The organism is Clostridioides sp. GD02367 (genome assembly GCF_045900275.1).
GTDB classification, from domain to species: Bacteria; Bacillota; Clostridia; order Peptostreptococcales; family Peptostreptococcaceae; genus Clostridioides; species Clostridioides difficile_A.
Map to the genome: position 1 here is coordinate 1 of NZ_JBJODK010000046.1, position 361 is coordinate 361.

Genomic DNA, 361 nt, shown 5'->3' on the forward strand with positions numbered 1-361 from the left:
TGCAATCATATCTCCTTCATTATCTATGAGAGCCATTTCTCTAACTGTAAATCCACCTATTGAACCAGGTACACATGCTGTTGCAATAATCCAATTAGGATTATTTTCATCCTTGTCAAACGCATTTATATTACCTTCCCAAACTTTATTTTTTAATGCTGTTTGGTCTTCTGTTGGATTGTAATAGCTTCCTCCTCCATCACCTGCTTGAATCTTCTCTAGTACTACTGATTTACCTAGCATTCCTGCATTAGCAATCTTAGCTTTACCTATATTTGTAAGTATAGTGTAAAATTGTTCATCAGCCATTTATACCACCTCCTTTTGGATATACTGTCAATATTTCTGAACTCATGTTATG

1 protein-coding gene is annotated in these 361 nt (G+C 34.6%); it reads right to left on the minus strand.

Going from position 1 to position 361, the window contains the following annotated elements:
- On the minus strand, window positions 1-309 hold a 309-nt coding region (locus Q3223_RS19620), incomplete at its 3' end, for a phage tail protein (RefSeq protein WP_407812453.1).
- Between the last annotated feature and the right edge of the window lie 52 nt (window positions 310-361).